The following is a 25769-nucleotide window of genomic DNA, read 5'->3' as shown; positions in this document are numbered from 1 at the left end:
GCATGACGTCATCATGCGAGAGAGGGAAGTGACATGCTGGATGCGCTACGCCGTCGCAAGACGGAAGAAAAGAACGATTCCGATGGAAGGCCAGAGGGCCGGCCTGGCAGCCCGCCCCAGAGCCCTACAGGCCCATCCTCCCTGCAACAGAAGGCATCGACCATGGAAAACAGAAAGCCCAGCAGCCCGACAGGCGGCTATATGCCGGTTCCGGACCGCCGTCCGCCGGCCATTCCGATGCCGTTCGGGGGGACGTCTGCGGAGAGCGAGGAGGAAGGCAGCCGGCTGATCGTCGGCCGCAACATCCAGCTGAAGGGGGAGATCACGGCCTGCGATACGCTGGTCGTCGAGGGCCGGGTCGAGGCCTCGATGAACAGCCGGATGATCCAGGTTTCCGAAGCGGGCCTGTTCGACGGCGAGGCGACGGTGGAGACGGCGGAGATTGCCGGCCGTTTCGAGGGTACCCTGACGGCGCGCGGAAGATTGCTGGTGCGCTCCACGGGAAAAATCACCGGCAAGGTCCGGTATGGGCGCGTGGAGATCGAGGATGGCGGGGAAATCGCCGGCGAGATCGGCGTGCTGTCGCTCGACAACAAGGAAAAATCCAGCGCCGACAAGCCCAGTACCAACAAGCCAGGTGCCGGGCCGGCAAAGCCAGCCGATCCGGGAGCCGGACCGTCCAAGCCATCGGAGTCGGCAGCAGAATCTTCCCAGCCTGCTGCCAGGGCGGGTGTCGGCTGAGTTCGATGGCGGGAGGAATGGTGGAGCCGAGGGGAATCGAACCCCTGACCTCTAGAGTGCGATTCTAGCGCTCTCCCAACTGAGCTACGGCCCCGCCGGTTGGAAGCGGCGATATAAGAGAGATCGTCCGCCCCTGTCAAGCGCGGCGGTGCGGCAGATTCCAAAGAACTGCCGCACCGCCGTCTTCACTGCCGTCAGACGGCGGCGACGATACCGATCTCGACCCAGAAATCCGGGGTGGCGAGGTTGGATTCGACGCAAGCGCGCGCCGGGGTGTTGCCCTGTGCAACCCAGGCATCCCAAACCGCGTTCATCTCACTGAAGAAGCGCATGTCGGTCAGCCAGATGGTGGCGGACAGCACCTTCGTCTTGTCGCTGCCGGCTTCGGCCAGCAGCGCGTCGATGCGGTCCAGAATGTTCTTGGTCTGCTCGGTGACCGACTTGCCCGGCGCGTCGATGGCGACCTGGCCGGCGAGATAGACGGTGTTGCCGTGGATCACGGCCTGGCTCATCCGCGGGCCGCCCTGGAGACGCTTGATGCTCATTTCCTGTATTCCTTGCTTGCTGATGGAAAGACGGCCGGCGCCGGAGGCACCAGGCCATAGGATGTGGGGCCGCATGGTGCGTCAGGCGGGCGCGCCATGCAACCGTCGTTGGGAGTATAGAAGCATGCGTCAGGTGAATTCTGCGGTGAAGCCACGGGCGAATGGCGATATGCTTCGCGTGACCCATGTGGCGAGCGGGCGGAAAACGGACCGAAACGAAAAAGGAGCGGCAAAATGACCTTCCGCAATATTCTGGTACCGATCGAGGACAGCGCGCTGCTCCCCTCCATGCTGCAGTGCGCCTTCCTGACGGCGAAGCGGTTTTCCGGCAGCATCGAAGGCATGCCGGTGCGCCGCGCCCTGCTGGAGGTGGTGGCCGTGGGGCCGGATGGTTTCGTCGGTGCTACCGCCCATCTGGTCGAGGATTTCGAGCGTGACGAGGCGACCCGCGCGCAGCGCTGCAAGGACAAGTTCGTCAGCTTCATGGGCGATCATGGCGTCACGCTGGTGGAGCCGCTGACCGCGATGGACAGCGTCGTCGCGAGCTGGAACGAGCAGGGGGCACCCGGCGATGCCGTGGTAGGCAATCGCGGCCGGCTGTTCGACCTGATCGTCGTCGGACGACCGGCGCGCGACACCAGCACGCCGCGCATGAGCACGCTGGAGGCCGGCCTGTTCGACAGCGGACGGCCGCTGCTCATTGCCCCGCCGGAGACGCCGCAGGCGCTGGGCGAGACCGTCGTCATCGCCTGGAACGGCAGCACCGAGACGGCGCGCACCATCGCCTTCGCCGATGCGTTCCTGCGGGCCGCGAAGAAGGTCGTCGTGTTGTCGGTCGAGGGCGCCATGGTGCCCGGCCCGACCGGGGCGGAACTGGCGCAGTACCTCACGCGCAAGGGCATTGCCGCCGAACCCAAGGATATCCTGAACCCCGACAAGCCGGCCGGCGAGGTGATGCTGCGCGAGGCGATGGCGCTGGACGCCGACCTGCTGGTGAAGGGCGGCTATACGCAGAGCCGGGTGCGCCAGATGATCTTTGGCGGCGCCACCAGCCACATTCTGGCGAACGCCGAGATGCCGGTCTTCATGGCCCATTGAGGGCAGGCGTTTTCCCTACCGTCCGCGCTTCGGTGCCTTTTTGCCGCCCTGCCGGCCGCCCTTGCCGCGGGCGGCGGGCGGTTTGCCGCTGCGCTGCATCTTGCGGAAGGATTTCTTGCCGGTCAGCGGCCCGCCGGGCGCACCCTGGGTGCCGCCGCTCAGCAGCTCGAACAGCAGGCCGCCGGTCACCTGATCGGCCTCCGCCAGCCGTATCTCGACCCGGTCGCCCATGGTCAGCGTCAGTCCGCGGGCGCGGCCGACCAGCCGGTGATGCGCCTCGTCATGATCGTAATAATCCGCCGGCAATGTCCGGATCGGAATCAGGCCGTCGGCCCCGGTCTCGTCCAGCGTGACGAACAGGCCGAAGCGGGTGACGCCATTGATGCGGCCCTCGAAGCTGGCGCCCACACGGTCGGCCATGAAGGCGGTGACGAACCGGTCGATGGCGTCGCGCTCGGCATGGGCGGCGCGGCGCTCGGTGACCGAGATATGCTCGCCGATCTCGTTGAAGCGCAGCATTTCCTCGTCGCTCAGCGCACCCAGCCCCAGCTTCAGCCCGCGGATCAGCGCGCGGTGCACCAGCAGGTCGGAATAGCGCCGGATCGGCGAGGTGAAATGCGCATAGCGCTGCAAGGCGAGGCCGAAATGCCCCAGATTGTCCGGGCTATAGACCGCCTGGGCCTGGGAGCGCAGCACCAGCTGGTTCACCATCTGCTCGTTCGGGCCGCCCCGCACCTGCCGCAGGATGCCGTTGAACTGCTTCGGCGTCATCTTCTGGCCCTTGGCCATGTTCAGCTCGATGCCGTGCAGCACCTCGCGCAGCCCCTCCAACTTCTCCGGGTCCGGCTCGTCATGCACGCGGTACATGCAGGGCAGGCGCAGGCTCTCGATGGTCTCCGCCGCGCAGACATTGGCGAGGATCATGAACTCCTCGATCAGCTTGTGGCTGTCGAAGCGGTCGCGCAGGCGGATCGCCGCCACCCTGCCATCCTCGCCCAGCACCACCTGCCGTTCGGCGAGGTCCAGCTCCAGCGTGCCGCGTGCGCGCCGTGATTCGTCCAGTGCCTTGTAGGCGCTGAACAGCGGCTTCAGCACGGTTTCCACCAGTGGCCCGCTGGTATCGTCCGGCCGGCCATCGATGGCGGCCTGGGCCTGCTCATAGGTCAGCCGCGCGGCCGAGCGCATCAGCCCGCGCACGAAATTATGCTTCAGCTTCCGGCCCTTGGCATCGACCCACATATGGACCGCCATGCAGGCGCGGTCCTCATGCGGGCGCAGCGAGCACAGATCGTTCGACAGCGCCTCCGGCAGCATCGGCACCACGCGGTCGGGGAAATAGACCGAATTGCCGCGCTCATGGGCGCTCTTGTCCAGCGCGTCGCCCGGGCGGACGTAATGCGCCACGTCGGCGATGGCGACCATCAGGTGCCAGCCGCCGGGATTGTTCGGGTCGGGGTCGGGCTCGGCGAACACCGCATCGTCGAAATCGCGGGCGTCGGCCCCGTCAATGGTGACCAGGGGAATCCCGCGCAGATCCTTGCGCTTGCCCAGCGCCACCGGCTTCGCTTTTTCTGCCTGTTCCAGCGCGGCGGCCGGGAATTCTGTCGGAATGTCGTTGGTGTAGATCGCGATCAGGCTGATCGAGCGCGGATTGCCGGTCGAGCCCAGCAACTCGATCACCCGGGCGCTATGCAGCCCCAGGCGCGGCGCGCGGAGGATTTCCGCCAGCACCAGATCGCCGGGTTTCGCCCCGCCGGCATCGTGCTTTTCGATGCGGTATTCCTGGCGGTGCTTGCGATCGGTCGGGCGCAGCACGCCACCATCGCCGGAAAGATCATAGACGCCCAGCACCCGGTTGGCCGGCCCGCCCAGCTTGCGGATGACACGGCCTTCGTAAAGGTTCGGGCCGACACGGCGCAGCTTTGCCAGCACCCGTTCCCCGGTCGTGACGGACGGGCTGCCCGGCCGGTCCGGCGCCAGCAGGATGCGCGGCGGCTTGCCGGGCTCTTTCCAGACGGCCGGGACACCGACCGGCTCGCCATCGGAATCAATTTCCGTCACCTCGACCACGGCGATTTCCGGCAGGCTGCCCGGCTTCGCCACCTTGCGCTTGCGGCCGCGATCGACGGTGCCGTCCGATTCCAGCTCGCGCAGGACCTTTTTCAGCTGCATCCGGTCATTACCGGTGATGTTGAAGGCGCGCGCCACCTCGCGCTTGCCGACCGGCACCGGGCTCTCGCGGATGAAGGTGGCGATCTGCTCGCGCGTCGGGAAGGGCGCTTGCGGTTTCTTCGCCACCTAGTCGGCCTTCCAGGGCGGGGACTGTCCGTCGTCGGCTGCTGCTGTCTTTTTCGGGGCGGCCTTCTTGGCCGCCGGCTTTTTGGCCGGGGCCTTTTTCGCCGCCGCTTTCTTAGCGGCGGGTTTCTTGGCTACAGCCGTCTTTTTCTCACCATTGGCGGCGGCTTTCTTCGCCGGTGCCTTTTTGGCAGCCGTCTTCTTGCCCTTGGCTGGCCCTTTGGCATCCAACAATTCGACTGCCTGCTCGATGCTGACCGAGTCGGCATCCATGTCCTTCTTCAGGTTGGCGCGGACGCCGTCATGCTGCACATAGGGGCCGAAGCGGCCCTTGTGCAGGGTGATCGGCTTGCCGGATTTCGGATGCGCCCCGACCGCCTTGGCGGCGCTGCCCTTCTTGGTGGCCAGCAGATCCATCGCCCGGTTCATGCCGATGCTCAGCACATCCTCATCCTTCGGGATGTTCACATAGGTCGCGCCGCGCTTCACATAAGGACCGAAACGGCCAATCCCGGCGGTGACCGGCTCGCCCGATTCCGGATCGCTGCCGATCTCGCGCGGCAGCGACAGCAGCGCCAGCGCGCGCTCCAGCTCGATATCGCCGGGCGAGACGCCCTTGGGCAGGGAGACGCGCTTGGGCTTCTCTTCCTTGCTCACCGCCTCGCCAAGCTGGATATAATAGCCGTAGGGGCCCTTGCGCACGGTGACCGGCAGGCCGGTGCCGGGATCGCGCCCCAGTTCCCGCGTGCCGCCATCGGGCAGGCCGCCCTCGGCGCCGTCGCCATCGGTCGGGACTGCCAGCGGTCGCGTATAGCGGCATTCGGGATAGTTCGAGCAGCCGATGAAGCCGCCATTGCGGCCCAGCTTCAGCCCCAGCCGGCCGGTGCCGCAGGTCGGGCAGGCGCGCGGGTTGCGGCCGTCTTCCGTCTCGGGGAAGAAATGCGGCCCCAGATCGGCGTCCAGCGCATCCAGCACCTGGGTGATGGTCAGATCCTTGGTGCCATCGATGGCGCTGTGGAAATGGTTCCAGAAATCGCGCAGCACCTGCTTGTAGTCGATCCGCCCGCCGGAGATATCGTCGAGCTGGTTTTCCAGCTCGGCGGTGAAATTGTACTGGACGTAGCGCTCGAAGAAGTTCGACAGGAAGGCGGTGACCATCCGGCCGCGATCCTCCGGCACGAAACGCCGCTTGTCGAGGCGGACATAGTCCCGGTCCTGCAGCACCTGCAGGATGCTGGCATAGGTCGAGGGCCGGCCGATGCCCAGCTCCTCCAGCTTCTTCACCAGGCTGGCCTCGGAATAGCGCGGCGGCGGCTGGGTGAAATGCTGGTTCGGCGTGACCGTGCCGAGACCCATCGCGTCGCCCTTGGCCATCGGCGGCAGCAGGCGGCTTTCATCATCCTCGGCCGGTTCGTCACGGCTTTCCTGGTACAGCGTCAGGAAGCCATCGAAGGCGACGATGGAGCCGGTGGCGCGCAGCGTGACCGTGCGGTCGGGCGTCGTGATGTCGGCTGCCGTCTGGTCCAGCAGGGCGCTTTCCATCTGGCTGGCGACGGTGCGCTTCCAGATCAGCTCGTATAGTTTCAGCTGGTCGGGTTCGAGCGTCCGGGCGACATCCTTAGGCCTGCGGAACAGATCGGTCGGGCGCACGGCCTCATGCGCTTCCTGGGCGTTCTTCGCCTTGGTCGAATAGGCGCGCGGCACCTCGGGGACGTATTTGTCGCCATAATCGCGGCCAATCAGCCCGCGCGCGGCGCCCACCGCCTCGCGGCTGATCTGCACGCCGTCGGTCCGCATATAGGTAATCAGGCCCTGCGTCTCGCCGCCGATATCCACGCCTTCATACAGCCGCTGGGCGACCTGCATGGTACGGCTGGCGGAGAAGCCCAGCTTGCGCGAGGCTTCCTGCTGCAGGGTAGAGGTGGTGAAGGGCGGCTGCGGGTGCCGCTTGACCGTCTTCTTCTCCAGCTCGGCGACGGCATAGCGGCCTTGCCCGGCTTCGATGGCGGCCACGGCGCGCGCGGCGGCGGCCTGGTCCTTCAAATCCATCTTGCCGAGCTTCTTGCCGTCCAGCTGGGTCAGGCTGGCATTGAACTTGTCGCCGGCCTTCGTCGTCATCTCGGCGACCACCGACCAGTATTCCTGCGCCCGGAAGACTTCGATCTCGGCTTCGCGCTCGCAGACCAGCCGCAACGCCACCGACTGCACGCGTCCTGCCGAGCGGCTGCCCGGCAGCTTGCGCCACAGCACCGGCGACAGGGTGAAGCCCACCAGATAATCCAGCGCCCGGCGCGCCAGATAGGCATCCACCATCTCGCGGTTCAGTTCGCGCGGGTTGGCCATCGCCTCCAGCACGGCATTCTTGGTGATCTCGTTGAAGGTGACGCGCTTTACCTCGACGCCTTTAAGCGCCTTGCGCTGCTCCAGCACCTCGCGCACATGCCAGGAAATCGCCTCGCCTTCGCGATCCGGGTCGGTGGCGAGGAACACGCGCTCGGCGCCCTTCACCTCCTTCATGATTTCCTTCACATGCTTCTCGGAGCGCCCATCCACCTCCCAGATCATCAGGAAATCCTGGTCGGGATCGACCGACCCATCCTTCGGCGGCAGGTCGCGGATATGGCCGAAGCTGGCCACGACCTTGTAGTCGCTGCCGAGATACTTGTTGATCGTCTTGGCTTTCGCGGGGGATTCGACAATGACAAGATTCATGACAGGGCCGCGTAGCCTCTTTGGTTTGCGGGTCAGGCCGGCATTGGCTCAAATCCCGTTTTCAGTCGGTCGTGAACCGCAACGAGACCTGATTGCCCGGGTGGCGTTCCAACCGTCCCGCGAGGTCAAGTTCCAGCAGGATCGTCAGGACGATCGATGCTGACAATTGGCACTGGCGGATCAGTTCGTCAACAGCGACGGCGGAAGGCCCTAATAGTTCAAGGACTTGTTTGCGGGCGTCGGTGAGGTTCTCATCGCCTGTGCTGGCGTTTGGCGACCGGTCGAACAGATCGGGCTCGCGTTCGCCCAGCGGCTGGCGCAGCATCGGGGCCAGCGCCTCGATCACGTCGGCGGCGCCCTCCACCAGCGTGGCCCCCTGGCGGATCAGCCGGTTCGCCCCCCGGCAGCGCGGGTCGAGCGGCGAGCCGGGCACGGCCATCACCTCGCGCCCCTGTTCGCCGGCGAAGCGCGCGGTGATGAGGGAGCCGGACTTTTCCGCCGCCTCGACCACGACGATACCATAGGACAGGCCAGAGATGATGCGGTTGCGGCGCGGGAAGTGCCGCGCCGTCGGCTGCGTGCCGGGCGGGGATTCGGCGACCAGCAGCCCCTGTTGCCAGATTTCCTCGTAAAGGCCGGCATTCTCCTCCGGGTAGATCACGTCGATGCCGCCGGCCACGACCGCCGCCGTGGCCTGGGGCAGGGCGCCGCGATGCGCCGCCGCGTCGATGCCGCGCGCCAGCCCCGAGACGACGAGATAACCGGCCTCGCCCAGATCGCGCGCCAGCCGTTCGGCCAGCGTGCGGCCATTGGCCGAGGCGTTGCGTGCCCCGACGATAGCGATGCCGGGGCGTTCCAGCAGATGCACATGGCCGCGTACGGACAGCACCGGCGGGGCGTCCGGTGTCGCCGCCAGCGTCTGCGGATAGTCCGGGTCGGCCAGGGTCAGCAGGCGCGCGCCCAGCTTTTGCAGCGCCGCCATCTCGCGCTCCGCCGCCGCCCGGCTGCCGACGGCCAGCGGCTTGGTTCGCCCGCCTTGCCGCGCCAGCTCCGGCAGGGCCGCCAGCGCCGCCGTCGGATCGCCGAACCGGCCGATGAGCTGACGGAAGGTGACCGGGCCGACATTCTCGGTGCGGATCAGGCGCAGCCAGTCCAGCCTTTGCTCGGCGGTGGGTGGCTGAGGCAGGGCGCTGCGGGTCATACGCCAGCATGAGCGGTGCTTCGTCGCGGCGTCAAGCAAAGGTTGTGTTGGTTTGTTTTGCACATCCAATAAATACGCGCATTGAGGGTGTATGGCATATCTTCTTCAATTTATCATTGCTGTTGTGGTATTCTCCTTCCATGGCGCAAGATATGGTGGTTGCCTCCGGCTGGCGGATCGACAAGGCCATCGACGCGGAGTTCGTCGAACTGGTCGGCGATGTCCGCGATTTCGCCGATAATCTGGAGACACGCTGCCCGGTCGTGCTGGTGCTGGACTGCTCGGCCTCGATGGATGGCGCCCCGATCGCGGAGCTGAATGCCGGCATCGCCGCCTTCCTGTCCGACATCTCGGCCGATCCGCTGACAAGGCTGCGGCTCGATCTCGCCATCGTCACCTGTGGCGGCGGCATTGGCGTCGCCAAGGGTTTCGCGCGCACCGAGGCATTCGCCGTGCCGGCGCTGAATGCTGCGGGCGACACGCCGCTGGGCGGGGCGCTGCTGGTGGCGCTGGACATGATCGAGGCGCGGAAGCGGCTCTATCGGGAGGCCGGCGTGCCCTATCACCGGCCCTGGCTGTTCGCGCTGAGCGACGGCGCGCCGACCGATGGCGAGGTGTGGCGCGAGGCGGCGGCGGCGATCCGCCACGGCGAGCGGGAGAAGAAGCTAGCCTTCTTCGCGGTCGGCGTCGAGGGCGCCGATTTCGCGCTGCTGGCCGAATTGTCGCCGTCCGACCGGCCGCCGCTGAAGCTGAAGGGCGTGCGCTTCGGCGCGCTGTTCCGCTGGCTGTCCAGCTCAATGCGGCGGCTCTCGACCGCGCGGGTCGATCCTGACGATATCGACCTGCCGCCGGTCGAGGGCTGGGCTGTCTGATGCTGGTTGACTCGGCCACCGGCCAGCCGGTCGCGCTGGGGGCGGTGCTGGCCGAAGGCGGGGAGGGGCGGCTGTGTGCCACTGACCGGCCGGGGCTGGTGGCGAAGCTCTATCACCGGCCCGTGCCGGAACGTGCGGTGAAGCTGGCGGCGCTGCTGCTTCACCCGGCGCGCTCGGTCGCGGGCGTGGCCTGGCCGGTTTCGGCACTGCGGGACGAGGCAGGGCGCACCATCGGCTTCCTGATGCCCCGGATCGAGGATGCGCAGCCGCTCACCGTGCTGGCCAATGCGCGGCTGCGGCTGGCGCAGGCGCCCGGCTTCACCTGGTATCACCTGCATGTCGCCGCGCGCCGGCTGGCCGATCTGGTGGGGCGGCTGCACGCGGCGGAGATCACCGTCGGCGATTTGAAGCCGGAAAACCTGCTGGTCGATGCGAAGGCCCGGATCACCCTGATCGACGCCGATTCGGTGCAGTTCACGCTGGCCGGCCAGATGCATCGCTGTGCGGTGGGGGCGGAGGGGTTCGTTGCGCCGGAACTGGTCGGCAAGGATCTTGCCGCCATCGACCGCGACCAGAGCCATGACCGCTTTGCGCTGGGCGTGCTGATCCACATGCTGCTGCTGGGGCACCATCCTTTCGCCGGACTTTGGCAGGGGCCGGGCGACCCGCCGGCGCTGGATGGGCTGGTGCGGGCCGGGCATTATCCCGGCCTTGCCGTCAGCCCGCAACGGCCCGGGCCGTTCGCGGTGACGCCAAACGCCTTGCACCCGGCGCTTCGCGGGTTGGTGCGGCGCTGCTTCGTCGATGGGCACCGCCAGCCGGCGGCGCGGCCGGCCCCGTCGGAATGGGTGGCGGCGCTGGATACGGCGCTGGAGGATCTGGTGCTGTGCGCGAAAGAGCCCGGCCATTTCCGGGCGGCGTCATCCGGCCCGTGCCCGTGGTGCGCGCGCCGGGCGGATCTCGGCATCGACAGCTTTGCCGATTCAGAGGCCGCCGGGGAATTGATGGCCGCTGGTCTGCGCAAGGCGCTGGAAGCGGGTGACCTGATGCGCCAGGCCTTTTTATGGACGCACCATCCGCTGCTGTGGCAGCGCGCCGAATTCGCGGGCGAGGCGGACAGGCTGGGCCGGATGGCGGCGGCCCTGCCGGCGGTCACGCGGCTGAAGACCGTGCTGGAGCGCACCCCCGACGATGCCGAGGCGCTGGTCGCGGCCTGGCATCGGATGCCGGATCTTGGCGATAATCCGCTGGCCAATCCGCTGGTTGGGGCACTGATCCTGCCGGATGGGCGGCCCATTGCGCAGGCCGTCGCCGAGGCCGAAGGGCGGCTGGACCGCTTGCGGCAGTTGCGGGCAAGCTTCGCCGCCGGTCCACCAACGCCGGAAAGCGCCCCTGCTCTGGTCGCTGCCTACCGGCTGGCGGCGGATGCTTTCGGGGCTGACAGCCGGTTCCTGCGCCCCTATGCGCGGCGTGCCGAGGCTGCCGCGTCGCTGCTTGCGGAAACGGCCTTTAGCGGCAAAGCGTGACTTCCCGCCAAAGCGCGGTAAAATCGGACCAACCATTCAAGAACGGTCCCCAGAGGCCGCTAACGGCTGCCTTCGCTTCGGCGGAGGGTTTGACAGGAACCGATCATGTCCAGTGCCGGCGACTTGAAGAGCGATGGCGCCATGTCGCGGCAACGCTATACGCAGGACGAGCTGGTGCCGATTCTCCAACGGCACAGGAATTTCCTGGAGCGCAAGCGGGGCGGCATCCGCGCCAATCTGAAGATGGCCGATCTGTCCTATCTGGATTTTACCGATGCCGACCTGTCCGATGCCGACCTGACCGGTGCGAAGCTGATCGGCGCCACGCTGAAGAACACGAAGCTGCATGGATCGGTGCTGTTCGCTGCCGACCTGTCGGAGGCCGACCTCACCGGCGCCGACATCAAGAAGTCGGATTTGCGCGGCATCCGGATGCGCAAGGCCAAGCTGATCGGCGCCAGGGTGATCGAATCCGATCTGCGGGACGGGATGCTGTTCCAGTCCAGCAAGGGCGAGTTGACGCCGATGGAAAAGGATACCGGCACCGCGTCTGATGCCCGCTCGATCAATGCGCGCAATTCGGACCTCAGCGGATCGAAGCTGTCCAACGCCTTCATCATGCAGAGCGATCTGACGGACGCCGTCATGCGGGGCGCCAAATTCATCCGCGCCGACATGTCGAAGGCGAACATGACCGGCTGTAACCTGCTGGGCGCCGACCTGTCGCACGCCAATCTGGAAGGGGCCATCCTGCATGGCGCGATCCTGAGCCAGGCGACGCTGCTGTCCACCAATCTCAAGGATTCCGACCTGATGGGCGCGATCCTGGATGCTGTCGATCTCTCTGTCGCCAAGACCGATAATGCCCGTATGGCGCGCCGGCTGGAAAATGCTTCGGTCAGCCTGAAGAATGCGGTCGAGGAGCATGTGCTCTGGATCGACAGCGGCGGGTCGGAGGGCAAGCGGGCCGATTTCTCGGAGCTCGACATGACCGGCGAGAACATCAGCGACCTCAATCTCGCCGGCGGGAAGTTCACCTTCGTCGTGCTGAAGAAGGGCAATCTGATGAAGGTCGGTCTGATGATGGCCGACCTGTCCTTCGCCGATCTGCGCGAAACCGACCTGTCGCATGCCGATCTGCGTGGTGTGAACCTGTCCCGCGCCACCCTGTCGGGGGCCAATCTGACGGGCGCGCGTCTGGGGCCGGTGCCGATCGAGGGGGCGACCATCGCCTACTGGCCGTCCAAGCTGAACAATGCGCGGCTGGATAATTGCGATTTCTCCGGTGCCGATCTGTTCGCCGCCGATCTGGAAGGCGCCGACCTGACCGGTGCCAATCTGCGCGGCGCCAATCTCAGCGATGCCGTACTGCTGGATGCCAACATGACCAATGCCGATATCCGCGGGGCCAAGCTGAATGGCGCCGATGTGCGGGGCGTGGTCGGCCTGCCGCGCGGCTGAGAACGGCCCGGCAATATTTGCCCAACGCCACCGTCAGGCGAGCAGAAAATGCCGGGGGAAACCGGCCCAGCTTGCGTCGCGGCAACGATTTATTCCAACTAATGGTTTGAAAAACGGGCAGTTTTAGAACTGGCCCGTACCTTGCTGCTGAAAGCCCGACTTTCATGCACGAGGTGCGATCCGATGGACCTGCAGACGACCGACCGGCTTTACAGCAATACGGCTTCCTCCCTGTTCGACCGGCGCGATACGATGGCGCGCGACGATGCAGGGCGAAGCGAGGCCTTTCGGAATTTCCTGAAGGATGCCGAAACGCGCCGCGCCGATGAGCGCCAGGGCGAGCGTCGGGCTGACCGGCAGTCCGCAGGCCGGGGGGACGATACGGCGCCGGCAGACCGCCGGGATGAGCGTGCCGCCAGGCGCGCCGAAAGCCGGGCCGACACACGGGCTGATAACCGGGCCGAAGCGAAAACCGGAACCACCGAATTTGTGAATGAAACGCAGCCTGCGGAGCAGGCGGCAACCGGTAAGGCGGCAGCCCCGGCCCAGGAACGACCTCAGGCCCCAGTGGAGACTGCCGATAATCCGGCCGAGAGCGCTCCGGCCGAGAGCGTTAAGGATGGTGCGGCTGACACCAAGCTTGCCACCGACACCGCGGATGCGGCGCCGGCGCCGCAGCAGGATGCAGGCGCGCCGGATGCAACAAAGGCCGCCGATCAGCCCGATCTGCCGGAAACCGTACCCGCCCCTGTTGCCGTGAGCGACGCGCCCGCAGAGGCCGCGACCGAAACTACTGTGCCGGCCGTTGCGGCGCAGCCGGTTGCCGCCGATATGGCAGGGCAGAAAAAGACCAAGGCAGCAGGTGCGGACGCACAGGCTGGCGCGGCTTCAGGAAAGACAGTGCAGTCCAATGCCGCGGCCAAGGCCGCTCAGGCGGCTGCCAATGCCGGCAATCCGGCGATTGTGGATGCTGCCGCATCTGGCGATGGAGCGGCGCAGACAAGTGAAAAGACGGTGCAGAATGCAGCCGTGCCGACGACGGTGGAGGGCGAGGCAAAAGCGCAGCCGGCAGAGGGGCAGTCAGTTGATGCGCGCCCTGCCGGAACGCCGCCGGTGCCATCCCAGCCCTCGGAGCAGGGGGTGCCGGCCCTGGCGCAGAATGGCGCCGCCACCGCCGCTTCTGCCAACGCTGGGGCGTCCGCCTCTGCGCTGACGGGTGGCCAGATGGGCGGCCAGATGGACAGTACGCAGGAACCGGGGCTCGAATCCCTGGCGGCCGATGCCGGCCGTGGCGCCCGCGGTGCGGCTGAACCCGCCGCGCCCGCCGCTTCCGGCCAGGGTGCCGCTTCGGCTGGTGCCGCGTCATCCGGCGGTGCGCAGGCCAATGCCGGCGGCGACGGCAATGGCCAGAACGCAGGCCAGAACGCCGCCGCCAAGCAGCCGCAGCAGGCCGCCGCTGGCGCGGATCAGCCGGGCACGGCCAAGCCTGCGGCAAATGACAGCTTCACCTCCCTGCTGGCCAGGGCACAGGGCGATGCACGCGGCGCCGCCCCGATGGCTGCCGGCACCGCCCGTCCGGGTGAGGGTAGCGTCGTCACGCCGGGGGCTTCCAGCGCGCCGGGGGCACAGGCCGCAGCATCTGCCGCCGCCGCACAGTCATCGGCGCCATCGGTGCCGCGCCCGCCCATGCCGGTCAGCAATCAGGTTGCCATCCAGCTGCACAACGCCGCCAAGGACGATGTGCGCAAGGTGACGATCCACCTGCGCCCGGAAGCGATGGGCAAGGTCGAGGTGAGCATGGAGGTCGATCAGGCCGGGCGCCTGCAGGCGGTGATCTCCGCCGACAAGGCCGAAGCACTGGATTGGCTGCGGCGTGATGCGCACCACCTGGAGCGCGCGTTGCAGGATGCCGGCATGAAAATGGATCAGCAGTCGCTGAGCTTCAACCTGAGGGGCGAAGGCCAATCGGGCGGTGAAGGCGGCGGCAAGGGCTCTGGCGGGCGCGGTGGCGTCCTCGGCCAGGGCGATGAAATGGTCGAGGCTCCGGCGGACGGCATTGTTCGCCGCCTGGATGCCCTTATCGACGTCAGCGTCTAGGAGGAGAGTGAGATGGCTGTAGATGGTGTGAGCGGCACGAGCGGTACCAGTGCGACCCGCGACAGTTCGGTTTCGCAGGCGGGGCTGGCGGCGAATTTCGACACTTTCCTGACGCTGCTGACGACGCAGTTGAAGAATCAGGATCCGCTGAACCCGATGGATACGCATGAATTCACCAATCAGCTGGTGATGTTCAGCGGCGTCGAACAGCAGATCAAGCAGAACCAGAATCTGGAATCGCTGATCGCGCTCCAGGTGATCGGCGAGCAGGCCTCGGCGATGTCCTATATCGGCAAGTATGTCACCGCGGAAGGCGGCACGACCGCCCTGCAGGAAGGCGAGGCGAACTGGGCCTACGTCCTGCCGGAAGGGGCGATCAGCAACACGCTGCGGATCGTCGATACCGAGGGCAATGTGGTGCGCACGATGGAAGGCGAGTTCAAGGCCGGCCGACATGATCTGGTCTGGGATGGCACGGACGATGCCGGCAACCAGCTGGAAGACGGTGTCTATACCCTGCGTGTCAGCGCCCTGGATCGCGACGGCAAGGCAGTCAGCGCCGCCATCGGCATGACCGCCCGGGTCACCGGCATCGCGAAGGACCCGGATGGTCTGGGCCCTGTCCTGTCGCTTGGCGAGAGCCTGAACATGCTGCTGGACAAGGTACTTACGGTCAAGGAAACGGCCGTCTGAGGCGGCCGCAGCAAGAATTTTTCGAGCAGAGCATGAGCATGGACGGCCGAAAACCGTCCCTTGAGAGAAGGAGCAGAAGCAAATGAGCGTTCTTGGTGGTCTCTATTCGGGTATCTCGGCGCTGAGCGCCCAGTCCCGTAATTTCGGCATCATTTCCGACAACATCGCTAACGTGAACACGATTGGCTACAAGGAGGTCGAGGGCCGTTTCTCGAACTTCGTTACCTCGAAAAGCGTGTCGCGCAATTTCTCGCCGGGTGGCGTGACGCTGCGGCCGTTCTATGACCCGCAGAAGCAGGGCCTGCTGCAGACCTCGGACAGCAAGACCGACATCTCGATCACCGGCAACGGCTTCTTCGTGGTGAACAAGGCGGCGAGCGCTGCGAACAATTCCGACAGCTTCCTGTTCACCCGCGCTGGCGATTTTACCGCGGATAAGGACGGCAACCTCGTCAATTCCGGCGGTTATTATCTGCAGGGCTGGCTGCTGAATTCCGATGGCAGTGTCGTCAACGCCAACAGCCAGGACCAGCTGACCAGCCTGCAGACGGTGAACGTCGCCGGCTTCTCCTCGGTCGGCCAGCCGACACAGAACGTGGCGATCACTGCCAACCTGCCGGCAGGCCAGGATGATGGCGCAGTTACGCCGCATCAATCGACCAACCTGTCGATCTTCGATTCGCTGGGCGCCCGGCAGACCCTGACTTTCCAGTGGGACAAGACCGCCAACGCCAACGAATGGAACATGACGGCCGGTATCATTGACGACACAGGCACGTTCAATGCCATCGCCGGTGCCACCGCGACCGTGCAGTTCGACGGTAATGGCGGTCTGGCTGGCCCGGCTGCGGCCAATGCCTTCACGGCGGTGGGTGCGGCATTTGGTGCGCCGAATGCCGATGGCACGTTGGACTTTACGATCCCTGCGGCTGACCTGAATGTCTCTGGTGCGGAGCTGCCGAACGCCCTGCCGCTGAATCTGAACTTCGGCACGCCGGGGCAGGCGAACGGCCTGACCCAATTCGCTGGCGGGTATGAGCTGAAGCTGGCCAACCAGGACGGCAGCGCGCCGTCCGGCCTGGATCAGGTCATCATCGACGAGAACGGCCTGGTGACCGGCGTGTTCGCCAACGGCCAGACCCGTGCGATCTACCAGATTCCGACCGCAACCTTCCCGGCGCAGGCACGTCTGGACCGCGACAACGGCAACGCCTTCACCATCACCTCGAACTCCGGCGATGTCGTGCTGAACCGGCCGGGCGTGGGCGCGCATGGCGCCCTGCGGCCGGAAACGCTGGAAAGCTCCACCGCCGACACGGCGGAGGAGTTCGCCGATCTGATCGTCGCCCAGCGTGCCTACTCGGCCGCGACCCGCATCGTCACCACCGGCGACGAAATGCTGGACGAGGCGATCCGCATGAAGCGGTAACCGCCTCTAGGAACGCTCTGCTTCTCGGGAACCCCCGGCCGCCTGGCCGGGGGTTTTCCCGTTTGCGCTCAGCCAGCTGCGGAACTCGGATTCCGGTATCGGCCGGGAGATCAGATAGCCCTGGCCCTCATCGCAGCCAAGGGCGCGCATCTCCGCCAGCGATTCTGCGGTCTCGATGCCTTCCGCCAGAACCTTCAGCCCCAGCTCGTGCGCCATGCCGATGGTGGAGCGCACGATCTGCCGCTGCCGGACATCGGCGGACAAATCGATGCAGAAGCTGCCATCCAGCTTCAGGACCGTCGCCGGCAAATGGCGCAGCGAGGCGAGGGAGGAGTAACCGGTGCCGAAATCGTCGATGGCGATGGTGCAGCCGATCTCCGCCATATGCTCAAGCAAGGGCACGGCGGTCTTATAGGACTGCATGATGGCGCTTTCCGTTACCTCCAGCGTCAGCTTGCCGGGGGGCACCTTGTGGCTGTCCAGCAGCCCCTCGATCTCGCGCAGGATGGTCTTGCTGTCGAGGTCGCGGGCGGACAGGTTGATGGCGATGGAGAGGTCGATACCCGCTTCTCCCCAGAGTTTCAGCTGCCGGATGGCGGTGCGGGCCACCCACAGGGTCAGCGGCGAGATCAGCCCCGTGGCTTCCGCCAGTGGAATGAACTGGTTGGGCGGGATCATGCCGCGTGTCGGATGGCACCAGCGCAACAGCGCTTCCACGCCGATGCAGTGTCCGTCGCCAAGCCGGGTTTGCGGCTGGTAGTGCAGCATGAGCTGGCCGGTACGCGGGGCGGCGCGTATGTCGGACAGCAATAGCAGCTTTTGCCGGTATTGTTCGCCCGCCTCCGGATCGAAGATGACGCAATCGGCATTGCGCTCGACGGCCATTTCGGTGGCCTGCGAGACAGCGCGCAGCAATTGCGACGCTGTGCCGCCATGTTCCGGATGGAGGGCAATGCCGGCATGCGCGCCGACGGTGACAGGGATACCGTCCAGCAAGATTGGCTTGTGTACGCTGTCGAGCATACGGCGGGCGATCTTCACGGCTTCTTCCGGGGTGCCGATCTCGGCGATGACCGCGAAGCGGCCGTGATTGATGTTGTGCACCGGCTCGTCTTCCGTCTGACTTTCCCGCAGCCGGTCGCCAAGCAGCCTCATCAGCTTTTCGCCCTGCTCGTAGCCGAGGGTGGAGACGACTTCCTCGAACCGGGTGATGCGTATTTTCACGAGGGCAATCATCCTGCCATCGTCGGGGGGCTTGTCGAGGCGCGGTGCCAGCCTGTCCTCCAGGGCGGCACGGTTCGGCAGGCCGGTTACCGGATTGTGCAGCGCGAAGTCGCGGAACTTGTCGATTCGCCCGTCAAGGTTACGGCGGAACAGGGCGGCCACGATGCCGATAAGCAGGAAGCTGCCGCTGCGGGCGATCCAGTTGACGAGAATCTGGGCGGTGCCGGACTCGACATCGAGCGGCATCCAGGGGCCGCACAGCAGGCTCGCGGCGAGGGCGGTTGCGATTCCGCTGCCAGGACCGATCAGGAAGGCGGCAGAAATGATCGGGATATAATAAAGATGGGGGGCTGCGTTTTGGGTGCCGCCCGTCAGATAGACAGCCAGAGTCGCCATCGCCAGCAGAAGCACGATGGCGGTCGCGGAGAGCAGGGAACTGTTGTTCAGCCTTTCCACCGGCGCTCCTGACGTTCTTCTCTCCGTAGTCCGTGCCGACAGTGTGTCCACCATGAGCCGTACCCGCAGTTGGAAAAACTATACTACTGCAATCACAGATATAGTCCTCCAGCAGGGCGCAACCAGCAAGCGCTCTCATTTTTCGGGATCGGCGGTTGCAGTGCAAGGGCGGTTGCATTGCCGGGGCGGTTGCATTGCTGGCGCCGCTGCGCTTGGATGCCGGGACCTTAAACGACCCTGCCCCCGCCGTGTCCCTGTTCGATTTTCGCCCCGACTGGCATAGCGCCGCGCTTTTGGCGATTGCGGCGCTGCTGGTGCTGCTGCGTTTCAGCGTGTTGAAAAGCGCCTATTTTCGCGACCGTCCGTTGATCGGCTATGCGCTGGCCGGCGGGCTTGCGGTGCTGGCCGTCATCCTGATGATGCATCAGGGCGCCTAAGATATTTCGGAATCGAAACGGAATGAACGACTGAAACGACAATTGCCGTTACGTGAAGGCGGCTAAGTGGGGGTCAGCTCTTCTTGCTGAAGCTGATCCGGCTTTCCTGGCCGCGCAACAGGCGGACGATGTTGGTCTTGTGGCGCAGCCAGACCAGGAAGGCGATGAACAGCGCCAGCTGCATGCGCTGCGGATCGGCCAGATACCAGGCATAGACCGGCGCCAGCGCCAGCGCGGCCAGCGCGGCCAGCGAGGAGTAGCGGAACAGCGCCGCCACCGCCAGCCAGGTGGCGCAGGCCAGCAGCCCGACCGGCCAGGCGATGGCGATCAGGATGCCCAGCGCCGTTGCCACGCCCTTGCCGCCATTGAATTTCAGCCAGACCGGGAAGCAGTGCCCCAGCATTGCGCCGGCGGCGGCAAGCACCGCCATGTCCGGGCCCCACAGACCGGCGATCAGCAATGCCACGGCGCCCTTCGCCCCATCCAGCAGCAGGGTCACGGCGGCCAGCTTCTTGCTGCCGGTGCGCAGCACGTTGGTGGCGCCGATATTGCCGGAACCGACCTTGCGGATGTCACCCAGCCCGGCAAGCTTCGTCAGCACCAGCCCGAACGGGATCGAGCCCAGCAGATAGCCGAACAGCGCCGCCGCATAGAACGGCCAGGTGTAGGTGAGATCGCCCATCGGGTCCGGCATGGCGTCCCTCTCAGGAATCCAGCTCGAAGATCGTCTTGCCGTTCACCATTGTGCGCAGGGCGCGGCCCTGCACCGGCAGCGTGTCGAACGGGCTGTTCTTCGATTTCGACTTGAACTTGCTGGCCTCGATGCGCCAGGGCCGGTCGATATCGACCAGCGCCAGATCGGCCGGCCAGCCTTCCTTCAGCTGCCCCAGCTTCAGCCCGAGGATATTGGCAGGTCCGCAGGTCAGCGCCGCCAGCGCGGTCAACAAGTCCAGCTTGTTCTGGTGCACCGGGGCGAGCGTCAGCGCCAGCAGCGTCTCCAGCCCGACCGCGCCGGATTCCGCCTGGGCGAAGGGCAGGCGCTTGGAATCCTGGTCATGCGGGCTGTGGTCGCTGGCAATGGCATCGATGGTGCCATCGGCGATGCCGTTCAGCACCGCCAGCCGGTCAGCCTCGCCGCGCAGGGGCGGCGACAGCTTGGCGAAAGTGCGGTAGTCGCCGACGGCGGTCTCGTTCAGCGTGAAATAGGGTGGGGCGGTATCGCAGGTGACGCGCAGGCCGCGTGCCTTGGCCTTGCGGATCGCATCGATCGACTCGGCGGTCGAAACATGGGCGAAATGCAGCCGGCTGCCGCTCAGTTCCAGCAGGCGCAGATCGCGCTCCACCATGATGACCTCGGCGGCGGCCGGAATGCCGGGCAGGCCCAGCCGCGTTGCCCACTCGCATTCATTCATGCCGGCCTCATTGGCGAGGCTGGGTTCTTCCGCATGCTGGACGATCAGCTGATCGAAGGTACGGGCATAGGACAGCGCCAGGCGCATGACCTGCGCGTTCGCGATCGCCTTCACCCCGTCGGTGAAGCCGACCGCGCCAACGCCGGCCAGCAGCCCCATTTCGGTCAGTTCCTTGCCCTGCAGCCCGCGCGTGGCGGCGGCGTAGGGGAAGATTTTCACCAGCCCGATCTTGCGCGCCTCGCGGGCGATGAACTCGACCAGCGACTGGTCGTCGATCACCGGCTGGGTGTTCGGCAGGGTGGCCAGGCTGGTGATGCCGCCGGCGGCCGCGGCGTGCGCGGCACTGACCAGATTTTCCTTATGCTCCTCGCCGGGCTCGCGGATCTGCACCCGCATATCGACCAGTCCCGGCATCAGCGCCTTGCCGCCGCACTCGATCACCTGGTCGGCGGTGGCGTCCTCCAGCGTGCCGAAGCCCGCGATGGCCTCGCCCTCGACCAGCAGGTCGCCGGGCCGGTCCATCCGGCTGGCCGGGTCGAGCAGCCGGGCGTGCTTGAACAGGATGCGCTTGCTCATTTCAGGCCCGTTCCGGCTTTCGGGTCGTTCGGTTTCGCGTCCAGGAAGGCGGCGTGGTTCTGCGCCAGCACGTCCAGACAGGCCATGCGCACCGCCACGCCCATCTCCACCTGCTGGTGGATCAGCGAGCGGTCGATATCGTCGGCCACGTCGGTGTCGATCTCCACACCGCGGTTCATTGGCCCCGGATGCATGATCAGCGCGTCCGGCTTGGCCAGCGCCAGCTTCTCGTAATCCAGCCCGAAGAAGTGGAAATATTCGCGCTGAGAGGGGACATAGGCGCTCTTCATCCGCTCGGTCTGCAGGCGCAGCATCATCACGATGTCGCAGCCGGCCAGCCCCTCGCGCATGTCATGGAACACCTCGACACCCAGCCGGTCGATGGAATTGGGCAGCAGCGTCGGCGGCGCGATGACGCGGACCCGCGCGCCCATCGTGGTCAGCAGATAGATGTTGGATCGCGCCACGCGGCTGTGCGCGACATCGCCGCAGATCGCCACCTGCAGCCCGTCGATCCGGCCCTTGCGGCGGCGGATGGTCAGCGCGTCGAGCAGCGCCTGGGTCGGGTGCTCATGGCTGCCGTCGCCGGCATTGATGACGGCGCAGTTCACCTTCTCCGACAGCAGCTTCACCGCGCCGGATTCGCCGTGCCGGATGACCAGCACGTCGCAATGCATGGCGTTCAGCGTCATCGCCGTGTCGATCAGCGTCTCGCCCTTCTTCACCGAGGAGGAGGCGACCGACATGTTGATGACGTCGCCGCCCAGCCGCTTGCCGGCCAGCTCGAAGCTGGTGCGGGTGCGCGTCGAATTCTCGAAGAACAGATTGATCAGCGTACGGCCGCGCAGGATGGCGGATTTCTTTTCCGGCCGGCGGCTCTGCTCGACATAGGAATCGGCGAGATCGAGGAGGCCCGCGATCTCCGGCGGATGGAGCCCTTCGATTCCGAGCAAATGGCGATAGCGGTAGAAGGCGCAGGGCTCGGCGGGGGCGTCTGTGTCGGCGGTCATGAGCCGGGACTATAGGCAGAGCACAGGCCCGCCGCAAGCGGCGCTTTCAATGCCGCAGCGGGAAAAAATCACGGCGCCCGCAACCCTCGTAAAACGGTAACCGTTCTGTTGTATCAGCCCGATTCCGAGGGTTATGCATCAGGTACCACCATGCTGCTGAACACCATCATCATCGACGATTTCTACACCAACCCGCTGGTGGTCCGCGAGCAGGCGCTTTCCATGACCTACCCGAAGCCGGAGGCGGGCGTGTTCTACCCCGGCAAGAACTCCCGGGAATCGATGCTGCCGCCGGAAACCGACCGGATGTTCAGCCAGATCCTGCACGAGCCGGTCGTCGGCAACCGCCGCATGGCGCATGGCCGCTGCCGTATCGCGCTGGCCGGCGACCCCCGCCCGGCGGAAATTCATGTCGATCCGAACTGCGTGTGGGCCGGCATCGTCTATCTCTCCCTGCCGGACCATTGCCAGGGCGGGACGGAATTCTACCGGCACAAGGAATTCGGCACCGAGCGCGCGCCGGTCAGAGACGAGGAGGCACAGCGCCTCTATGGCATGCCAACGCCCCAGACCGTGGTGGACACGATCATTGAACGGGACGGCAAAGATCTGTCGAAATGGGAAAAAATCCTGACGCTGCCGATGCGCTTCAACCGCTGCGTCCTGTTCCGGCCCTTCCTGTGGCACACCAGCGGCATCGAGTTCGGCACCACGCCGGAGAATGGCCGGCTGATCCAGCTGCTGTTCTTCCAGGCGCCGCCCGCGCGTTAGGTCACACCCCGGCGGCGATGCCCTCGATCTCGATCAGGAAATCGGGACTGACGAGGCCGGCCACGATCATCAGGGTGGAGGCGATCTCGGCGTCGCCCAGCACGCGCTTGCGCACGGTGCGATAGACCGGCACATCTTCCTGCCGTGTCATCAGGATGGTGACTTTCACCAGATCGTCCAGGCTCATGCCGGCGGCCTCCAGGCAGGCGACGAGGTTCTTCAGCGCCTGCTCGCACTGTGCCTCGAAGCCTTCCAGCAGGGTGCCGTCCGGCGTCATGCCGACCTGGCCGGAAATATGCAGCCAGCGCGGACGGTCGCGCACCTCCACCATCTGCACATAATTGCCGACCGGTGCCGGAACGCTCTTCGGATTGTGCTTCACCAGCATGACTTGTCTCCCTAGCTCTGTCGGTTACACCACGCCCTTGTCGCGCAGGGCGGCAATGTCCTCCGGCGTCATCTCCAGCATCCCGGTCAGAATGTCGTCGGTATGCTGGCCCAGCAGTGGCGGCGGCAGCCGGTAGGTCGCCGGCGTGCCCGACAGCTTCAGCGGATAGGCCAGCATGGTCACCGGATCGGGCGACAGCGGATGGTCCATCTGCACGGTCAGGTCGCGCGCCTTCACCTGCGGGTCCTCGAACACCTGGTCGATGCGGTTCACCGGGCTGCATGGCACGTTACAGCGCTCCAGCCCGTCCACCCAATAGGCCAGGGGGTGGGTGACCGTCACCGCCTGGATCAGCGGGATCAGCTCCTCGCGGTTACGGATGCGGTCCGGGTTGGTCAGGAAACGCGGGTCGGTCGCCAGATGCCCGACATTGGCGAAGTCGCAGAAGCGCTGATACTGCCCGTCATTGCCGCAGGCCAGGATGATGTAGCCGTCGGCCGCCTTGAACACCTGGTAGGGCACGATGTTCGGATGCGCGTTGCCGCGCCGCACCGGCACCTGGCCGGAGACCAGATAATTGGTCGCCTCATTCACCAGCCAGGAGACCTGGGTGTCGAGCAGGCAGGCGTCGATATGCTGACCCTCGCCGGTGGCGTCGCGGTGGCGCAGCGCGGCCAGGATGGCGACGGCGGAGTGCATGCCGCACATCAGATCGGCGATGCCGACGCCGACCTTCACCGGCTCGCCCTCGACCTCGCCGGTGATCGACATGATGCCGCCCAGCCCTTGCGCCACGAAATCATAGCCGGCGCGCTCCGCATAGGGGCCGGTCTGGCCGAAGCCGGTGACCGAGCAATAGACCAGGCGCGGGAATTCCTGTTTCAGGCTGGCATAGTCGAGGCCGTATTTGGCGAGGCCGCCGGTCTTGTAATTCTCCACCAGCACGTCGCACTGGGCGATCAGCTTTTTCGCCAGCGCCTGCCCCTCGGGCTGGGAGATATCCAGCGTGACCGAGCGCTTGTTGCGGTTGGCGCACAGGTAATAGGCACTCTCCGTCGTGTCGTTGCCCTCGGCATCCTTGATGTAGGGCGGGCCCCATTTGCGGGTGTCGTCACCCTGGCCCGGCCGCTCGATCTTGATGATGTCCGCGCCGAGGTCGCCCAGCAGCTGCATGGCGCTGGGACCGGCCAGGATACGGGTCAGGTCGAAGACGCGAATGCCGGCCAAAGGACCAGGGATCGGGCCGGGAGTGGGATTGCTCATGAAATGCCGCCGGATGTTCGGATCAATTACAGGTCCGCGACGGTGGCCGAAGCCGCCGGGGGCGTCAAGCCTACAGCAGCGTCGTGACGATGAGGGGCAGGGTTGCGGCGGCGGCGATCACCTGCACGGTCAGGATGCCGGCCATCAGCTGGTGGTCGCCGCCGAGCTGGCGGGCGAGGATGTAGGAGGAGGCCGCCGCCGGCGCCGCGCTGAACAGGATCGTCACCTGCGCCGTCACCCCCTCGACCCCGAAGGAGAGGCAGGCCAGCGACGCCAGCAGCGGCAGGCCCAGCAGCTTCAGCACCGAGGCCAGCACGATGCCGGTGCGGCCAGCCTTCAGCGCACCGAAATGCAGGCCGGCCCCGACGCACAGCAGGCCAAGCGGCAGGGCGGCGCGGCCGATGATATCCAGCGTCGGGCCGATCACCGGCGGCAGCCCCAGACCCAGCGCGTTCAGCGCCAGCCCGGCGCAGACCGACAGGATGATCGGGTTGCTGGCCAGGGCCTTCGCCAGTGTCCGCCAGCCCGGATCGGCGATGCCGATCAGCCGGGTCAGCAGCACCACGCACAGCACGTTCACGAACGGCACGACAACGCCGATGGCGATGGCGACCAGCGTGTTGCCGGCAGCACCGTACAGCCCGCCGGCGGCGGCCAGTGCGACATAGATGTTCGGGCGGATCGTGCCCTGCAGGACGGAGGTGAAGCCCGGCGTGTCGATCGGGATGCGCTCGCGGACCACCAGCAGCCCGCCGATCATCAGCAGGATCGGCGCGGTCAGCGCCGCCGCCATCGGCACCACCTGCAGCTCGCCGATGCTGGCGGTCGCGGTGCGGGTCAGCAGCATCGCCGGAAACAGCACGAAATAAGTCAGCCGCTCCGCCGCGTCCCAGAAGCCGTTGGCGAGGCCGAGATGCGGCATCAGCCCGCGCTTCAGCAGCGCGCCGAGCAGGATAATCAGGAAGATGGGGCCAAGGGCCGGCAGGACGGCAGACATGGATGACGGCTTAACGCGCCAGCCGCGCCGCGTCCAGTGCCCCTTGCAGGATGTAGGCGGCGGCCATCTTGTCCACCAGCTCGCTGCGTCGCTTGCGGGTCATGTCGGCATCGATCATCAGCCGCGTCACGGCGGCGGTGGACAGCCGTTCGTCCCAGAAGCCGCAAGGCAGGCCCAGCGGCTCGATATTGCGGGCGAACTGCCGGGTCGATTGACAGCGCGTCCCCTCGGTGCCGTCCATGCTGACCGGCAGGCCGATCACCAGCGCGCCGACCTCGCGTTCCTTGACGATCTTGCGCAGCGCCTCGATATCCTTGGTGAGCTTGGTGCGGGCGATGGTTTCCAGCGGTGTGGCGATGGCCTGGCTGAAGTCGGAAATCGCCAGGCCGATGGTGGTGGAGCCGACATCCAGCCCCAGCAGCCGCTGGCGCGGTTTCAGCCCGGCGATCAGCCGTGCGATGGCCGCGCCCGGCGTTTCCGTATCGGGGGGGCTGGCGTGGGTGTCGGGGTTGCGGTGCGTCATGCCCGGTGCTACTTTCCGCCGCGTTTCATTAAACCCTGAATC

The 25769-nt window shown here is 66.2% G+C and carries 22 protein-coding genes and 1 tRNA gene; 10 read left to right on the top strand and 13 right to left on the bottom strand.

Annotated features, from left to right (window positions below; genetic code table 11):
* Positions 1-162 precede the first annotated feature (162 nt).
* Positions 163-741: a bactofilin family protein gene (locus tag BKM74_RS12135; protein WP_086465985.1), complete on the top strand. Its 579-nt coding sequence runs from the start codon at positions 163-165 to the stop codon at positions 739-741.
* 18 nt (positions 742-759) lie between these two features.
* Here BKM74_RS12135 and BKM74_RS12130 read toward each other — a convergent pair.
* Positions 760-835, bottom strand: a tRNA-Ala gene (locus BKM74_RS12130).
* A 100-nt stretch (positions 836-935) separates the two neighbouring features.
* The gene (locus BKM74_RS12125) at positions 936-1286 is read right to left on the bottom strand and encodes a RidA family protein (RefSeq protein WP_086465984.1); all 351 of its coding nucleotides are present in this window, start codon (positions 1284-1286) and stop codon (positions 936-938) included.
* A gap of 234 nt (positions 1287-1520) precedes the next feature.
* On the opposite strand from BKM74_RS12125, the gene BKM74_RS12120 reads away from it, so the two are divergent.
* A complete protein-coding gene (locus BKM74_RS12120) occupies positions 1521-2384 on the top strand; it encodes a universal stress protein (protein ID WP_086465983.1) in 864 nt (287 codons plus the stop codon).
* A 15-nt stretch (positions 2385-2399) separates the two neighbouring features.
* On the opposite strand, the gene rnr is transcribed toward BKM74_RS12120, so the two are convergent.
* The 3 genes from rnr to dprA form a co-directional block, all read right to left on the bottom strand.
* On the bottom strand, positions 2400-4682 hold the full coding sequence (gene rnr / locus BKM74_RS12115) for a ribonuclease R (RefSeq protein ID WP_086465982.1): 2283 nt from the start codon (positions 4680-4682) through the stop codon (positions 2400-2402).
* Positions 4683-7391 (bottom strand): type I DNA topoisomerase, encoded by a 2709-nt coding sequence (gene topA, locus BKM74_RS12110; RefSeq protein ID WP_086465981.1) that lies wholly within the window; start codon positions 7389-7391, stop codon positions 4683-4685.
* A gap of 61 nt (positions 7392-7452) precedes the next feature.
* Positions 7453-8592, bottom strand: coding sequence for a DNA-processing protein DprA (gene dprA / locus BKM74_RS12105; protein ID WP_086465980.1), 1140 nt, complete (start codon positions 8590-8592; stop codon positions 7453-7455).
* 140 nt (positions 8593-8732) lie between these two features.
* On the opposite strand from dprA, the gene BKM74_RS12100 reads away from it, so the two are divergent.
* The 6 genes from BKM74_RS12100 (at position 8733) to BKM74_RS12075 (ending at position 16670) form a co-directional block, all read left to right on the top strand.
* The gene (locus BKM74_RS12100) at positions 8733-9464 is read left to right on the top strand and encodes a vWA domain-containing protein (RefSeq protein WP_140056077.1); all 732 of its coding nucleotides are present in this window, start codon (positions 8733-8735) and stop codon (positions 9462-9464) included.
* Positions 9464-10990: a protein kinase domain-containing protein gene (locus tag BKM74_RS12095; protein ID WP_086465978.1), complete on the top strand. Its 1527-nt coding sequence runs from the start codon at positions 9464-9466 to the stop codon at positions 10988-10990. Before BKM74_RS12100 ends, BKM74_RS12095 begins: the two co-directional genes overlap by 1 nt.
* Before the next feature lie 105 nt (positions 10991-11095).
* On the top strand, positions 11096-12451 hold the full coding sequence (locus BKM74_RS12090) for a pentapeptide repeat-containing protein (RefSeq protein WP_086465977.1): 1356 nt from the start codon (positions 11096-11098) through the stop codon (positions 12449-12451).
* A gap of 183 nt (positions 12452-12634) precedes the next feature.
* Positions 12635-14548, top strand: coding sequence for a flagellar hook-length control protein FliK (locus BKM74_RS12085; RefSeq protein WP_086465976.1), 1914 nt, complete (start codon positions 12635-12637; stop codon positions 14546-14548).
* Between the two features lie 12 nt (positions 14549-14560).
* Positions 14561-15241 (top strand): flagellar hook assembly protein FlgD, encoded by a 681-nt coding sequence (locus BKM74_RS12080; protein WP_086465975.1) that lies wholly within the window; start codon positions 14561-14563, stop codon positions 15239-15241.
* A gap of 82 nt (positions 15242-15323) precedes the next feature.
* Positions 15324-16670: a flagellar hook protein FlgE gene (locus tag BKM74_RS12075; protein ID WP_086465974.1), complete on the top strand. Its 1347-nt coding sequence runs from the start codon at positions 15324-15326 to the stop codon at positions 16668-16670.
* Between the two features lie 6 nt (positions 16671-16676).
* Here BKM74_RS12075 and BKM74_RS12070 read toward each other — a convergent pair whose 3' ends face one another.
* On the bottom strand, positions 16677-18350 hold the full coding sequence (locus BKM74_RS12070; RefSeq protein WP_176342511.1) for a putative bifunctional diguanylate cyclase/phosphodiesterase: 1674 nt from the start codon (positions 18348-18350) through the stop codon (positions 16677-16679).
* A 194-nt stretch (positions 18351-18544) separates the two neighbouring features.
* Between BKM74_RS12070 and BKM74_RS12065 the strand changes: the two genes are divergently transcribed.
* On the top strand, positions 18545-18787 hold the full coding sequence (locus BKM74_RS12065; RefSeq protein ID WP_086465972.1) for a hypothetical protein: 243 nt from the start codon (positions 18545-18547) through the stop codon (positions 18785-18787).
* A gap of 73 nt (positions 18788-18860) precedes the next feature.
* Here the strand turns inward: BKM74_RS12065 and plsY are convergent, their stop codons facing one another.
* Genes plsY through BKM74_RS12050 form a run of 3 tightly spaced genes read right to left on the bottom strand, consistent with a single transcriptional unit; the run spans position 18861 to position 21785 of the window.
* Positions 18861-19469: a glycerol-3-phosphate 1-O-acyltransferase PlsY gene (plsY, locus tag BKM74_RS12060; protein ID WP_217895478.1), complete on the bottom strand. Its 609-nt coding sequence runs from the start codon at positions 19467-19469 to the stop codon at positions 18861-18863.
* Positions 19470-19491: 22 nt separating this feature from the next.
* Complete coding sequence (gene pyrC / locus BKM74_RS12055) at positions 19492-20775, bottom strand: dihydroorotase (protein WP_086465970.1); 1284 nt, start codon at positions 20773-20775, stop codon at positions 19492-19494.
* Entirely contained in the window at positions 20772-21785 is a 1014-nt protein-coding gene (locus BKM74_RS12050) for an aspartate carbamoyltransferase catalytic subunit (RefSeq protein WP_086465969.1), read from the bottom strand. The genes pyrC and BKM74_RS12050 overlap by 4 nt, the downstream gene beginning before the upstream one ends.
* Positions 21786-21935: 150 nt before the next feature.
* On the opposite strand from BKM74_RS12050, the gene BKM74_RS12045 reads away from it, so the two are divergent.
* Positions 21936-22556 (top strand): DUF6445 family protein, encoded by a 621-nt coding sequence (locus tag BKM74_RS12045; RefSeq protein WP_086465968.1) that lies wholly within the window; start codon positions 21936-21938, stop codon positions 22554-22556.
* Position 22557: 1 nt separating this feature from the next.
* Here BKM74_RS12045 and BKM74_RS12040 read toward each other — a convergent pair whose 3' ends face one another.
* The 4 genes from BKM74_RS12040 to ruvX form a co-directional block, all read right to left on the bottom strand.
* Positions 22558-22944 (bottom strand): RidA family protein, encoded by a 387-nt coding sequence (locus BKM74_RS12040; RefSeq protein ID WP_086465967.1) that lies wholly within the window; start codon positions 22942-22944, stop codon positions 22558-22560.
* Between the two features lie 24 nt (positions 22945-22968).
* Positions 22969-24207, bottom strand: coding sequence for a CaiB/BaiF CoA transferase family protein (locus BKM74_RS12035; protein ID WP_086465966.1), 1239 nt, complete (start codon positions 24205-24207; stop codon positions 22969-22971).
* 70 nt (positions 24208-24277) lie between these two features.
* Positions 24278-25204, bottom strand: a complete 927-nt coding sequence (locus BKM74_RS12030; RefSeq protein WP_086465965.1) for an AEC family transporter — start codon at positions 25202-25204, stop codon at positions 24278-24280.
* 10 nt (positions 25205-25214) lie between these two features.
* Complete coding sequence (ruvX, locus tag BKM74_RS12025) at positions 25215-25727, bottom strand: Holliday junction resolvase RuvX (RefSeq protein ID WP_086465964.1); 513 nt, start codon at positions 25725-25727, stop codon at positions 25215-25217.
* Positions 25728-25769 lie beyond the last annotated feature (42 nt).

Source organism: Oceanibaculum nanhaiense, from assembly GCF_002148795.1.
Lineage (GTDB): Bacteria > Pseudomonadota > Alphaproteobacteria > Oceanibaculales > Oceanibaculaceae > Oceanibaculum > Oceanibaculum nanhaiense.
The sequence above is the reverse complement of the archived record's forward strand: the minus strand, read 5'-3'. Positions and strand labels throughout refer to the sequence as shown.

What these genes read in the sequence shown, in the direction of transcription:
- BKM74_RS12045 (WP_086465968.1), top strand. Translation starts at nt 21,936, where the DNA reads ATGCTGCTGAACACCATCATCATCGACGATTTCTACACCAACCCGCTG.
- BKM74_RS12135 (WP_086465985.1), top strand. Translation starts at nt 163, where the DNA reads ATGGAAAACAGAAAGCCCAGCAGCCCGACAGGCGGCTATATGCCGGTT.
- BKM74_RS12120 (WP_086465983.1), top strand. Translation starts at nt 1,521, where the DNA reads ATGACCTTCCGCAATATTCTGGTACCGATCGAGGACAGCGCGCTGCTC.
- BKM74_RS12035 (WP_086465966.1), bottom strand. Translation starts at nt 24,207, where the DNA reads ATGAGCAATCCCACTCCCGGCCCGATCCCTGGTCCTTTGGCCGGCATT.
- BKM74_RS12095 (WP_086465978.1), top strand. Translation starts at nt 9,464, where the DNA reads ATGCTGGTTGACTCGGCCACCGGCCAGCCGGTCGCGCTGGGGGCGGTG.
- BKM74_RS12030 (WP_086465965.1), bottom strand. Translation starts at nt 25,204, where the DNA reads ATGTCTGCCGTCCTGCCGGCCCTTGGCCCCATCTTCCTGATTATCCTG.
- BKM74_RS12040 (WP_086465967.1), bottom strand. Translation starts at nt 22,944, where the DNA reads ATGCTGGTGAAGCACAATCCGAAGAGCGTTCCGGCACCGGTCGGCAAT.
- dprA (WP_086465980.1), bottom strand. Translation starts at nt 8,592, where the DNA reads ATGACCCGCAGCGCCCTGCCTCAGCCACCCACCGCCGAGCAAAGGCTG.
- BKM74_RS12090 (WP_086465977.1), top strand. Translation starts at nt 11,096, where the DNA reads ATGTCCAGTGCCGGCGACTTGAAGAGCGATGGCGCCATGTCGCGGCAA.
- ruvX (WP_086465964.1), bottom strand. Translation starts at nt 25,727, where the DNA reads ATGACGCACCGCAACCCCGACACCCACGCCAGCCCCCCCGATACGGAA.
- BKM74_RS12125 (WP_086465984.1), bottom strand. Translation starts at nt 1,286, where the DNA reads ATGAGCATCAAGCGTCTCCAGGGCGGCCCGCGGATGAGCCAGGCCGTG.
- BKM74_RS12050 (WP_086465969.1), bottom strand. Translation starts at nt 21,785, where the DNA reads ATGACCGCCGACACAGACGCCCCCGCCGAGCCCTGCGCCTTCTACCGC.
- topA (WP_086465981.1), bottom strand. Translation starts at nt 7,391, where the DNA reads ATGAATCTTGTCATTGTCGAATCCCCCGCGAAAGCCAAGACGATCAAC.
- plsY (WP_217895478.1), bottom strand. Translation starts at nt 19,469, where the DNA reads ATGGGCGATCTCACCTACACCTGGCCGTTCTATGCGGCGGCGCTGTTC.
- pyrC (WP_086465970.1), bottom strand. Translation starts at nt 20,775, where the DNA reads ATGAGCAAGCGCATCCTGTTCAAGCACGCCCGGCTGCTCGACCCGGCC.
- BKM74_RS12080 (WP_086465975.1), top strand. Translation starts at nt 14,561, where the DNA reads ATGGCTGTAGATGGTGTGAGCGGCACGAGCGGTACCAGTGCGACCCGC.
- BKM74_RS12085 (WP_086465976.1), top strand. Translation starts at nt 12,635, where the DNA reads ATGGACCTGCAGACGACCGACCGGCTTTACAGCAATACGGCTTCCTCC.
- BKM74_RS12075 (WP_086465974.1), top strand. Translation starts at nt 15,324, where the DNA reads ATGAGCGTTCTTGGTGGTCTCTATTCGGGTATCTCGGCGCTGAGCGCC.
- BKM74_RS12100 (WP_140056077.1), top strand. Translation starts at nt 8,733, where the DNA reads ATGGCGCAAGATATGGTGGTTGCCTCCGGCTGGCGGATCGACAAGGCC.